The sequence below is a fragment of the Acidovorax sp. Root219 genome, assembly GCF_001428665.1.
Classification (GTDB): domain Bacteria; phylum Pseudomonadota; class Gammaproteobacteria; order Burkholderiales; family Burkholderiaceae_C; genus Acidovorax.
The window spans coordinates 1-11,696 of record NZ_LMIJ01000006.1; the positions used below are offsets into that span (position 1 = coordinate 1).

Here is an 11,696-nt window from a genome sequence, read left to right on the forward strand (position 1 = left end):
GATGGCCGCCGTCAGGGTCGTCTTGCCATGGTCCACGTGGCCGATCGTGCCCACGTTGACGTGAGGCTTCGTGCGCTCGAATTTACCTTTTGCCATTTTTCCGACTCCGAAAAAAATCTACAACTACACAACAAGGTTTCGGCACAACCTGAAGCGGATGCACCAGAATTTTGGTGCCCATGGCGGGAATCGGACCCGCGACCTCTCCCTTACCAAGGGAGTGCTCTACCACTGAGCCACATGGGCAATTGAAACTGCTTTCGCAGCATCAAAAGACTTCTACTTCTCAACCAACCAGCAAACCGAACAATGGAGCGGGAGACGGGAATCGAACCCGCGTCATTAGCTTGGAAGGCTAGGGTTCTACCATTGAACTACTCCCGCACTGCCAACTGGCCCTGCGACCCCAGCCCCGCGAAGGACCTGCCGCAACCTGCTTTCATTTTCTTCTACTGGTGGAGGGGACTGGATTCGAACCAGTGTAGGCGTAAGCCAACAGATTTACAGTCTGCCCCCTTTAGCCACTCGGGCACCCCTCCGGAGAATTTCGAATTATAGCACTGAATTTTTGCACTTCGCAAAAGTGCCAGCCGAAAAATTCCAAACACTACTTTTCATCCCGAACATTCCGCCGCACTTCTTGCGAGAGCACCGGCGTTTTTGTCCGAGACTTCGATTCTATGCCACCCACGGATGCCCTGGCGCCAGCCTGAGGCTTTCTGCACCAAAAAAATACCACCCCTGCGCCGAGGTCCACACGGCCCTCTCGTCTCGCCGCCAGCGCCACAGAGCCGGCCAGCGACCTCGGGTGGCGCTGGCACCCTGGCGCGGCGGGCGATCCTGCAGCACGGCAGCGAAGAGATGATGCGCTGGCAGCGCTACCGCAATCCCTTCTCGGTACTGCTGCCGGACATCGACCACTTCAAGGCCGTCAATGACCAGCATGGGCATCTGGTGGGAGACCGGGTGCTGGCGGAAACCGAGGCTCCCGCCGCCTGATGCACATGCACATGTACATGCACATTCCCATGCCCGGGCAGGCCGGCGAGCGCCGCGCCCTGCCGCCGTGGCATGCCTACCTCATCTGCGGTCATCCACCACATTGAACTCGAAGCGGAACTGCACCGCCACTTTCTCGGGCAGCGTGACCACGACACGCGTCTCCTGCGGATGAAGCACCGTGCTGCCATCGGCCACGACAGCGCCGTGGGCCACGGTCAGCACCTCGTCCTTGCTGGTCGCGGTGCGGCGCGTGGCCTCCCAGCCAAACTGCCCTGGCCGCAGCTTCTGGCGCTGCACCCAGGCCCAGATCTTCACGATCTCGGCATCCACCTCGGCCTGCAGGGCCCGTGGTGTCTGGGCCTGGCCGGAAAACTCGTAACGGTCCTCACGGAGGACCCATTTGAATAGCAGATGCGACATGGGGGGAGAAGATGTTGTTCCAGGGTTGTGCCGCAGCCATCGACATCAGCACTATGGCGCGGCCTTTGCAGGCGGCATCAGGAACGAAGGCAATGGATGGAAAGTGGCGGCACGGCAATGCACCAGGCACCTGGCCCGGCGGCAATCGGCACGAACAGGGGCCGACAAGGCCCGGCACCGAAGACGCGAAGCCACACCAAGGCAAGCATGGGCGCGCTGCGCAGCGCTGCGGTCAGGTGGAGGGAGCACGCTCGCGTGTACATCCAGGTTCATTCCGGAAGATGGTGGTGCGGCTGGCGGGGATCGAACCCACGACCCTTGGCTTCGGAGGCCAATACTCTATCCACTGAGCTACAGCCGCATGCGTGTAGCTTTGGATTATCGCATGCAGCAGGCCCCCTCCAGCACAAGCGGGGCCCACCCAACGTTCACGGCCTGTCCGCAGCTGGCGCCGGAACCCCGAGCCGAAGGCCCAGCCCGGAAATGAAGGCATCGGTACAGACCCGGCCGATGCCGACGAGATCGAACACCCCGTTGGAGAGGATCCAGTTCTGGATCAGGCCATCGAACAGCGCGTGCAGCCCCATGGCCGCGCCCATCGGCGATACCGGCATGGCCGCGTGCTGGGCCTGGGCCGCCAGCTCGAAATCACGGGCCAGTTGGCGGATGAACCCATCACTGGCAGCCAGGTGGCGCTCGCGCACCGCCACCAGCTCGCCCACATATTCCACCTTGTGCATGGCGATCTCGAACACCCGGCGGGTGCGCTCGTCCGAGGCCACGCTCTCCAGCACCAGGGCCATCACGGCACGCAGGCGCTGCAGCGGATCGGGGCAGACGCTGGCCTCGAACTCGCCATAGCCCTGCTCCAGCGGCAGCGTCACCCGGTCCATCATGGCATTGAAGAGGTCGACCTTGTCCTTGAAGTGCCAATAGATGGCGCCCCGGGTCGTGCCGGCGGCCAGGGCAATGTCGCTCAAGGAGGCGCGGGAGACGCCCTTGTCGTAAAACACCTTTTCCGCTGCGTCGATCAGGCCGTTGCGGGTGGCAATCGCGTCCTCTTTGGTTCTGCGCACCATGGGTACAGCCTCTCATTCCGTGCAAATTCGCGGGCGGCCAGGGGTGGACGCCGCCTCTATTATACATCCATGGTTGTATGTATAATTGTCCATCTATTGGTAGAAACTCTTAGTCGCCGACGCAAATTGCTGGTCGGCGGTGCCTGCCGTGACCATACCGTTGATGCCCAACACAAGGACTCCCATGCCTCGCCTGCGTGACCCCTCTCCCCGCATTGCGCGCGTCCCTGCCCTGCAGCGGATGCTGCCAGTGGCCGCCCTGTGCGCCGTTGCCGTCTTTCTCGCCGCGTGCGGCAAGGCCGATGCCCCGGCCGCAGCCGGCGGCGCCCCCAAGATGCCTCCCGTCGAAGTGGGCGTGGTGGTTGCCACCCCAGGCGACGTGGGCCTGATCACCGAGCTGCCCGGCCGGGTGGAAGCGTCGCGCGTTGCCCAGGTGCGCGCACGGGCCGCCGGCATCCTGCTGCAGCGCCAGTTCCGCGAAGGCAGCGACGTGAAGGCGGGCCAGCCCCTGTTCCGCATCGACCCGGCCACCTACGCGGCGGCCGCCGACAGTGCCAAGGCCAGCCTGGCCAAGGCCGAGGCCAATCTGGCGCAGGCCACGGCCACGGTGGAACGCTACCGCCCACTGGTCGCCGCCAACGCCATCAGCAAGCAGGATTTCGTGAACGCCGAGGCCACCCAGAAGCAGGCCCAGGCCGATGTGGAGGCCGGCCGCGCCGCCACACGCACGGCGGGCATCAACCTGGGCTACGCCAGCGTGACGGCGCCCATCTCCGGGCGCATCGGCCGTGCCCTGGTGACCGAAGGCGCGCTGGTGGGCCAGGGTGAAGCCACGCCGCTGGCCATCATCCAGCAGATCGATCCGGTGTACGTGAACTTCACCCAGTCGGCCACCGATGTGTTCCAGCTGCGCCGTGCCATGGAAAACGGCCAGCTCAAGCGCGCGGGCGGCGAAGCGGCCAGCGTGAAGCTGCTGCTCAGCGATGGCTCGGCGTACGCACACCCCGGCAAGCTGCTGTTCTCGGACCTGTCGGTCGATGCCAGCACCGGCCAGGTCACGCTGCGCGCCGAAGTGCCCAACCCCAAGGGCGAGCTGCTGCCTGGCCTGTACCTGCGCGTGCAGATCGAGCAGGCCCAGGCCAGCAATGCCATCACCCTGCCACAGCAGGCCGTGACGCGCACCCAGCAGGGTGACACGGTGAGCGTGGTCGGCGACGACGGCAAGATCAGCCCGCGCAGCGTGAAGATCAGCGCTGCGCAGAACAACCGCTGGGTGGTGCTCGATGGTCTGAAGGCCGGCGAGAAGGTCATGGTCGACGGCTTCCAGAAGCTGCAGATGCTGCCCCCGGGCACGCCCGTGAAACCCGTCCCATGGCAGGCTGCCGGCGCCGCGCCAGCAGCGGCCCCTGCCGCCGCCGCAGCCTCGGACGCGGCACCCGCCGCAGCAGCAGCTGCATCGAAGCCATAAGGGGCATCCATGGCCAAGTTCTTTATCGACCGCCCGATCTTCGCGTGGGTGATCGCGCTGTTCATCATGGTGATGGGCGGCGTGGCGATCACGCAGTTGCCGATCGCGCAGTACCCGCCGGTGGCACCGCCATCGATCGTCATCAACGCCGCCTACCCCGGCGCATCGGCGCAGACGCTGGAGGACAGCGTGCTGTCCGTCATCGAACGCGAGATGAACGGCTCACCCGGCCTGATCTACATGGAGTCCGTGGCCCAGGCCGATGGCTCCGGCAGCATCACGCTGAGTTTCCAGCCCGGCACCAATGCCGAGCTGGCGCAGGTGGACGTGCAGAACCGCCTCTCGCGCGCTTCTCCTCGGCTGCCCTCGGCCGTGACGCAGCAGGGCGTGCGCGTGGACAAGTCGCGCTCCAACTTCCTGTTGTTCACGATGCTCTCGTCGACCAACCCGAAGATGGACACCGTGGCCCTGGGCGACTACGCCTCGCGCAACATCGTGCCCGAGTTGCAGCGCCTGACCGGCATCGGCCAGGCCCAGCTGTTCGGCACCGAACGCTCCATGCGCATCTGGATCGACCCGGCCAAGATGGTCAGCTTCAACCTGTCATCGGCGGAGATCACGGCCGCCATTCGCGCACAGAACGCGCAGGTGGCCAGCGGCACCATCGGTGACCTGCCCAATGTGGCCGGCCAGGGCATCGCCGCCACGGTGGTGGTCAACGGCCAGCTGTCCAGCGTCGAGCAATTCGGCGCCATTGTGCTGCGCGCCAACCCCGACGGCTCCACCGTGCGCCTGAAGGACGTGGCGCGTGTGGAACTCGGTGGCCAGGCCTACTCCACCTCGGCACGCCTGAACGGCAAGCCCGCCGTCGGTATCGGTGTGCAGTTGACCCCGAGCGGCAATGCGCTGGAGGCCGCCAAGGCCGTGCGTGTGAAGATGGACGAACTGGCACGCTTCTTCCCCGAAGGCACGGAATGGAGCATTCCCTACGACAGCTCGCGCTTCGTGGACATCTCCATCACCCAGGTGGCCATCACGCTGCTGGAAGCCGTGGCCCTGGTGTTCCTGGTGATGTTCCTGTTCCTGCAGAACTGGCGCTACACCATCATCCCGACCATCGTGGTGCCCATCGCCCTGCTGGGCACGTTCGCCACGCTGCTGGCCCTGGGCTTCTCGATCAACGTGCTGACCATGTTCGGCATGGTGCTGGTGATCGGTATCGTGGTGGACGATGCCATCGTGGTGGTGGAAAACGTCGAACGCATCATGAGCGAGGAAGGCCTGCCGCCGCTGGAAGCCACCCGCAAGGCCATGCGCCAGATCTCGGGCGCCATCATCGGCGTGACCGTAGTGCTGATCTCGGTGTTCGTGCCGCTGGCCTTCTTTGCAGGCTCCACCGGCAACATTTACCGACAGTTTTCGGCGGTGATGGTGACCTCCATCGCATTCTCGGCTTTCATGGCGCTGTCGCTCACGCCAGCCCTGTGCGCCACACTGCTCAAGCCGGTGGAAGCCGGCCACCACCATGAAAAGAGCGGCTTCTTCGGCTGGTTCAACCGCGGTTTCTCACGCACCGCCAAGGGCTATGAAGGCGTGGTATCACGCATCCTGAAAAAGGCCGCGCGCTACCTGATCATCTACGCCGCCATCGTCGGGGCCGTGGCGGTCGTTTACATGCGCCTGCCCACTTCGTTCCTGCCAGGTGAAGACCAGGGCAACATCATCGTCAACGTGCAGCTGCCGCCAGGCGCCACGCAGGAGCGCACGCTGGCCGTGATGCAGCAGGTCGAGGAATTCATCCTCAAGCAGCCCGAGGTGCAGAGCATGGTCGGCGTGCTGGGCTTCAGCTTCTCCGGCCAGGGCCAGAACGCGGCGCTCGCCTTCGTGACCTTGAAGGACTGGAAGGAACGCCACGCCCCCGGCCAGTCGGCCCAGGACCTGGCCGGCCGCGCCTTCGGCGGGCTGATGGGCATCCGCGATGCCTTCATCTACCCGCTGAGCCCGCCCCCCATTCCCGAGCTGGGCAATGCCAGCGGCTTCTCGTTCCGCCTGCAGGACCGCAGCGGCGCCGGGCACGAAGCGCTGATCAACGCCCGCAACCAGTTGCTGGGCATGGCATCGCAGAGCAAGGTGATCACCCAGGTGCGCCCCGACGGCCTCGAAGACGCGCCGCAGCTGCAGATCGATATCGACCGCGACAAGGCCAACGCACTGGGCGTGCCGTTCGACGCGATCAACTCGGCCCTGTCCACGGCCCTGGGCTCCACCTACGTGAACGACTTCCCGAACCAGGGCCGTCTGCAGCGCGTGGTGGTGCAGGCCGATGCACCGGCACGCATGCAACCCGACGATCTGCTCAAGATCAACGCCACCAACAGCCAGGGCAAGCCCGTACCGCTGTCGGCCTTTGCCAGCACCCGCTGGATCAAGGGCGCGCAGCAGACGGTGCGCTACAACGGCTACCCTGCTGCGCGCATCTCGGGTTCGCCCGCGCCCGGCATGAGCACCGGCGCAGCCATGGCCGAGATGGAAAAGCTCGCGGCCCAGTTGCCCGCAGGCTTTGGCTACGAGTGGACGGGCCAGTCCCGCGAAGAAAAGCTCGCCGGCTCGCAGTCGCTGATCCTGTACAGCTTCGCCATCCTGGCGGTGTTCCTGTGCCTGGCCGCACTGTACGAGAGCTGGTCGATCCCGCTGGCCGTGATCCTGGTCGTGCCGCTCGGCGTGCTGGGCGTGCTGCTGGCCACCCTGCTGCGCGGCTACGCGAACGACGTGTACTTCCAGGTGGGGCTGATCACCATCATCGGCCTGTCCGCCAAGAACGCCATCCTGATCATCGAGTTCGCCAAGGACCTGCAGGCCCAGGGCAAGGGCGTGATCGAGTCGGCACTGGCCGCAGCCCACTTGCGCTTTCGGCCCATCGTGATGACCTCCCTCGCCTTCGGCTTGGGCGTGGTGCCACTGGTCATCGCCTCGGGCGCGGGCTCGGCGAGCCAGCGTGCCATCGGTACCGGCGTGCTCGGCGGCATGATCACCGGCACGGCGCTGGCCGTGTTCTTCGTGCCCGTGTTCTTCGTGGTGGTGCGCAGCCTGTTCAAGGGCAGCGCGCGCCAGCAGGAGATGAACCGCCGCCATGCAGAAGAAGCAGGAGTTGGAACCCATGACTGATCGACGTACCCCCCTGCCCCTGGCTGTGGCCGCCGCTGTGGCGCTGCTGCTCTCCGGCTGCTCTTTGATTCCCACGTACGAGCGCCCCGCAGCGCCCGTGCCCGGCACCTACCAGGCGGGCACGGCCACGCCTGCCGGTGCTGCCACCGCAGCCGCCGTGCCGTGGAAGGACTACTTCGCCGACCCGCGCCTGCAGACCCTGATCGGCGCAGCGCTGGCCAACAACCGCGACCTGCGCGTGGCCGCGCTCAACATCGAGCAGGCGCGTGCACAGTTCCAGATCCGCCGGGCCGACCAGTTCCCCAGCGTGGGCCTGGGTGTCAACGCCAGCCGGGGGCCCTCGGCCTCCAATGGCGACCTGACCAACTCGTTCAGCGTGGGACTGGCCCTCTCGGCCTGGGAGATCGACTTCTTCGGGCGCATCGCCAGCCTTAAGGAGCAGGCGCTGGCGCAGTACCTGGCCAGCGAGGAAGGCCGCAACGCCGCCCAGGTCAGCCTGGTGGCTGCCGTGGCCAATGGCTGGCTCACACTGCTGGCCGACGAAGAGCTGCTCAAGCTCTCACGCCGCACCCTGACCTCGCGCGAGGAATCGGTGCGCCTTACGCGCCTGCGCCTGGATGCCGGCGTGGCCTCGGAACTCGATTTCCGCCAGGCGGAATCGCTGACGCAGGCCGCGCGCGCCACCCTGGCACAACAGCAGCGCCAGCGTGCGCTGGACGAAAACGCGCTGGCCCTGCTGCTGGGCCAGCCGGTGCCGGCCGACGTGCTGGCCAGCCTGGCGGGCAGCACGCTGGCCAATGCGCCGGCCATGGCCGCCCTGCCTGCCGGCCTGCCGTCGGAGCTGCTCACGCAGCGCCCCGACATCCGCCAGGCCGAACAGCAACTGATCGCGGCCAACGCCAACATCGGCGCTGCGCGCGCTGCGTTCTTCCCCCGCATCTCGCTGACGGCGCAGGCCGGCACGGCCAGCGGCGAGCTCTCGGGCCTGTTCAAGAGCGGCTCCTGGGGTTTCACCCTCGCGCCGTCGCTGCTGCTGCCGATCTTCGACGCGGGCCGCAACCAGGCCAACCTGCAGAGTTCGCAGGCCTCGCGCAGCATTGCCATGGCGCAGTACGAGAAGGCCATCCAGACGGCGTTCCGCGAAGTGTCCGACGCGCTGGCCGGCCAGTCCACCCTGGCCGAGCAGTCCGACGCCCAGCAGCGCCAGGCCGAGGCCGAGGAAGCGCGCCTGCGCCTGGCCGACCTGCGCTACCGCAACGGCGTCTCCAGCTACCTGGACCTGCTCGATGCCGAGCGCTCCCTGTTCGCCACCCAGCAGGGTGTGGTGCAGGTGCGACTGGCCCAGCTGCAGAACCAGGTGCTGCTGTACAAGGCCCTGGGCGGCGGCGGTACGGCCGCCCCGGTGGCGGCGGGCTCCTGAGCCCCGTCGGGCGGCTACTGCCTGTGGCAGTGGGCCGCCCGGAAATGTTTTCTGTGCCTTTCAACGCGCAGGTCGCGCGCGCTTCAGGGCCCGGGGGCCCCGGCAGATATAATTGAAGGTTGATTGCATCAAAGCCCCACGATAAACCCGAGGAAGTCATGAGCGACACCCACCACGAAGAAGCCCATACCGGCCCGATCAAGAACCCCAAGCAGTTGCTGATCGCGGTACTTGCCTCGTTTGTGATTCCGATTTTTGCCATCATCGGCCTCGTCCTGTACGTCACCTCGGAGAACAAGCCGGCGGCCGGCGCGGTGGACACCCAGAAAGCGACCGCCGCGCGCATCCAGAAGGTAGGCATGGTCGAAGTGCGCGACGCCAACCGGCCGCTGGCCAATGGCGAAGCGGTCTACAAGGCCCAATGCGCCGCCTGCCACGCCACGGGTGCAGCAGGGGCACCGAAGTTTGGCGATGCCGCCGCCTGGGGCCCTCGCATCGTTGCCGGCCTGGACGCGCTGGTGAATTCGGCGCTCAAAGGCAAGGGTGCCATGGCGCCGCAAGGCGGTGGCGATTTCAGCGACACCGAGATTGCGCGCGCCGCGGCCTTCATGGCCAATGCCGGTGGTGCCAAGTTCCAAGAACCTGCAGCCCCCGCGGCGGCGGCTTCCGCTGCAGGTGACGGAGCATCGGCTGCAATGGCGCCAGCGTCTGGCGCATCGCAATAAGCGAACTGCGCGCGCCAAGCAAAAGCCGACCCTGCGAGGTCGGCTTTTTTGTGGGAAATCAGGCAGCGGTGGCGTGCCGCGCTGCCGGGCTGGGCACGAAGCCATAGCGGGCCGGCAGTTCCTCGGCCTGCACCTCCACCGGCGTCCAGCGCCCCTGCTCCACCGCGTCGGCGGCCAGGCCCACATCCAGGGTGTGCACGAGGCCCAGGCCCAGGGGCGTGGCCAGGTAGACACGGCCTTGCGCATCGAGCAGGCATTGCTCCACGGTCGTGGGCTTGCCGGTGTGGGAGGTCACCGATCCATCGGCCGCCAGGCGCCAGACCAGCGGTGTGGCTTCGAGCTCCACATACACGCGCTGCGGCCCGTTCTGGAAGAACCACTGCCCGGCTTCGTCGGCTTCGTAGTTGCGGTGGATGAAGTCGATCAGCTTTTCGTGCTGCAGCAGCGAGCCCTTGGCCTGTGGAAACGGGCCGACGGCCTGCGTCCTGTCGTCGCGCATGTACCAGCGCCCGCGCGCATCCAGCCCCAGCCAGCCGTAGCAGTCGGGCACGTTGGGCCATTTGGCCAAGGCCTGTTTGACGATGTCATCCATGCCGCGATTGTGCCCCCGCGCCAAGATCTTCCGTGTCAGCCTGCGCCGCGAGCCAAGCGCCCACGGTGTCCGGCATGGCGCGCACATGACCGGGCAGGCGCCCCTTGGCAAAGCCCACGTGGCCGCCATGCGCGGGCTGCCAGAGGGTGACGCACGGGCCCACCTCGCTCACACTGGGCAGGCTGCTGGCCGGAACGAAGGGGTCGTTGCGCGCATTCACCACCAGGGCCGGGATGCGGATGCGGTGCAGCAGCGGCTTGGCCGAAGCCCGCAGCCAGTAGTCCTCGGTGTTGCGAAAGCCATGCACCGGCGCGGTGAAGACGTTGTCGAATTCATACAGGTCGCGCGCCGCCAGCAGGGCCTGGCGGTCGAACAGGCCCGGGTGCTGGGCCAGCTTCTGCAAGGCCTTGGGGACCAGACTGCGCATGAACATGCGGGTGTAGACCTGCCGATTGAAGCCACGCCCGATGGCATGCCCACCGGCGGCCAGGTCGATGGGCGAGCACACCGCCGCCACGGCATCGGCACTGCGGCCGGCCTCCTCGCCCACCTCGGCGGCCCAGCGCAGGAGCGCATTGCCCCCGAGCGACACGCCTGCCGCCATCAGCGGGCCTTTGTGGCCAGCACGCAGGCGCTGCAGCATCCAGCCGATCTCGGCATGGTCACCCGAGTGGTAGGCGCGCGGGGCCCGGTTGATCTCGCCGCTGCAGCCACGGAAATGCGGCAACGCGCAGGCCCAGCCGCGCTCGCGCGCAAGGTCGGCAAAGGCCTCGCTGTAGTGGCTGCGCGAGGAGCCTTCCAGGCCGTGGAACACCACCAGCAGCGGGCGCTTCGTGCCCGGTGCCACCCCATCGTCCAGGAAGTCCACATCCACGAAATCGCCATCGGGCGTGGCCCAGCGCTCGCGCCGGTACCGCGGTGATGCGCCGAAGGCACGGCGCGAGTACAGCGCGGGCCAGATGGTCTGCAGTTGCCCGCCGGGCAGCCACCGTGGCGCCGTGTATTGCAGGGAGTGCAGGGAGTGCAGGGAGTGCAGGGAGTGCAGGGAGTGCAGGGAGTGCAGGGAGTGCATAGAGTGCAGCGTCAATGCAGCACCGGCTGCTGCACCTGCATGGCCTGTACGTCCTCCACCACGCCCGCGCTGGCGTGGTGCACCACCAGGCGCCAGCCCTGCGGGGTCTTGTGGTACACGTTGGTGGCAATCACGATGGCGCGGTGCATGCCGTCGGGCAACATCACCTCCACATGCTCGGCCACGCTGTGCACGGCGCTGGACAGCGCCTGCACGCGGCGCACCTGCGTCGGCCGGGCACGCACCGTGCCGTTGGCAAACATGGCCTCGAACGCCGTGCGGATGGCGCCCGCCCCTACGAGCCGGGGGCCACCCGGGTGCACGCAGACGATGTCCTCTTCATCCGCCCAGCACGACATCAGCAGTTCGATGTCGCCCCGCTGGAGTGCGTCGTAAAAAGCGGCTTCGGTCTCGTCCGAAGAACCGCCCTGGGTGGCTGCGGTGGGTCGTGCACGTGGCATGGGCAAAAAAGGGGATTGTGGGCGTGCGCCTATTGTGCGCGGTCCGCTGCCGCAGCGGATGGACCGGCATGGAACCGCCGTGGACAGCCTCTGCTCGACCCCCACCATCGTCCCGATTTTCGCTACGGGTTTTCATGTACCCAGACCCGGGAAGCGCCCGCTCGTTCCACTGAGGCTCGGGTAAACCCTTCAAAGTTCCTTCGGCATTGTTTCCAATACTGGAACAGTTAGTTCGCGACTGGGTGGTTTTTCTTTGATCACCTGCGGCGTACAGTTCAACCCATCGATGAGC

The 11,696-nt window shown here is 66.5% G+C and carries 11 protein-coding genes and 4 tRNA genes; 5 read left to right on the forward strand and 10 right to left on the reverse strand.

The features are described from left to right. The 4 genes from ASE28_RS06140 to ASE28_RS06155 form a co-directional block, all read right to left on the reverse strand. Positions 1 to 96, reverse strand: a 96-nt coding sequence (locus tag ASE28_RS06140; protein WP_033470817.1) for a GTP-binding protein, incomplete at its 3' end; no start/stop codon positions are given. Positions 97 to 171: 75 nt separating this feature from the next. Continuing rightward, positions 172 to 246 (reverse strand) — tRNA-Thr (locus ASE28_RS06145). A gap of 64 nt (positions 247 to 310) precedes the next feature. Further along, a tRNA-Gly gene (locus ASE28_RS06150) sits at positions 311 to 384 on the reverse strand. Positions 385 to 453: 69 nt separating this feature from the next. Further along, positions 454 to 539 (reverse strand) — tRNA-Tyr (locus ASE28_RS06155). Between the two features lie 154 nt (positions 540 to 693). Here ASE28_RS06155 and ASE28_RS33525 point away from each other — a divergent pair. Then, entirely contained in the window at positions 694 to 999 is a 306-nt protein-coding gene (locus tag ASE28_RS33525) for a diguanylate cyclase (protein WP_082607951.1), read from the forward strand. An 81-nt stretch (positions 1,000 to 1,080) separates the two neighbouring features. Here ASE28_RS33525 and ASE28_RS06160 read toward each other — a convergent pair whose 3' ends face one another. The 3 genes from ASE28_RS06160 to ASE28_RS06170 all read right to left on the reverse strand — a co-directional run bounded on the left by ASE28_RS06160 (position 1,081) and on the right by ASE28_RS06170 (position 2,501). Continuing rightward, positions 1,081 to 1,422 carry a hypothetical protein gene (locus tag ASE28_RS06160; RefSeq protein ID WP_057203543.1) on the reverse strand — a complete coding sequence of 114 codons (342 nt, stop codon included), beginning with the start codon at positions 1,420 to 1,422 and terminating at the stop codon, positions 1,081 to 1,083. A 285-nt stretch (positions 1,423 to 1,707) separates the two neighbouring features. Next, a tRNA-Arg gene (locus tag ASE28_RS06165) sits at positions 1,708 to 1,783 on the reverse strand. A 67-nt stretch (positions 1,784 to 1,850) separates the two neighbouring features. After that, entirely contained in the window at positions 1,851 to 2,501 is a 651-nt protein-coding gene (locus tag ASE28_RS06170; protein WP_057265541.1) for a TetR family transcriptional regulator, read from the reverse strand. A gap of 163 nt (positions 2,502 to 2,664) precedes the next feature. Here ASE28_RS06170 and ASE28_RS06175 point away from each other — a divergent pair, with 163 nt between their 5' ends. The 4 genes from ASE28_RS06175 (at position 2,665) to ASE28_RS06190 (ending at position 9,279) form a co-directional block, all read left to right on the forward strand. After that, a complete protein-coding gene (locus tag ASE28_RS06175) occupies positions 2,665 to 3,969 on the forward strand; it encodes an efflux RND transporter periplasmic adaptor subunit (protein WP_057265575.1) in 1,305 nt (434 codons plus the stop codon). A 9-nt stretch (positions 3,970 to 3,978) separates the two neighbouring features. Beyond that, positions 3,979 to 7,134: an efflux RND transporter permease subunit gene (locus tag ASE28_RS06180; protein WP_057265543.1), complete on the forward strand. Its 3,156-nt coding sequence runs from the start codon at positions 3,979 to 3,981 to the stop codon at positions 7,132 to 7,134. Further along, positions 7,127 to 8,554, forward strand: a complete 1,428-nt coding sequence (locus ASE28_RS06185) for an efflux transporter outer membrane subunit (protein WP_057265545.1) — start codon at positions 7,127 to 7,129, stop codon at positions 8,552 to 8,554. The genes ASE28_RS06180 and ASE28_RS06185 overlap by 8 nt, the downstream gene beginning before the upstream one ends. 158 nt (positions 8,555 to 8,712) lie before the next feature. Further along, the gene (locus ASE28_RS06190) at positions 8,713 to 9,279 is read left to right on the forward strand and encodes a cytochrome c5 family protein (RefSeq protein ID WP_057265547.1); all 567 of its coding nucleotides are present in this window, start codon (positions 8,713 to 8,715) and stop codon (positions 9,277 to 9,279) included. 58 nt (positions 9,280 to 9,337) lie between these two features. Here the strand turns inward: ASE28_RS06190 and ASE28_RS06195 are convergent, their stop codons facing one another. From ASE28_RS06195 to ASE28_RS06205, 3 genes are all read right to left on the reverse strand, one after another. Further along, positions 9,338 to 9,871, reverse strand: a complete 534-nt coding sequence (locus tag ASE28_RS06195; protein ID WP_057265549.1) for a DUF2946 family protein — start codon at positions 9,869 to 9,871, stop codon at positions 9,338 to 9,340. Continuing rightward, positions 9,864 to 10,880 carry a YheT family hydrolase gene (locus ASE28_RS06200; RefSeq protein WP_057265578.1) on the reverse strand — a complete coding sequence of 339 codons (1,017 nt, stop codon included), beginning with the start codon at positions 10,878 to 10,880 and terminating at the stop codon, positions 9,864 to 9,866. Before ASE28_RS06200 ends, ASE28_RS06195 begins: the two co-directional genes overlap by 8 nt. Positions 10,881 to 10,954: 74 nt before the next feature. After that, a complete protein-coding gene (locus ASE28_RS06205; protein WP_057265551.1) occupies positions 10,955 to 11,404 on the reverse strand; it encodes a nuclear transport factor 2 family protein in 450 nt (149 codons plus the stop codon). Positions 11,405 to 11,696 lie beyond the last annotated feature (292 nt).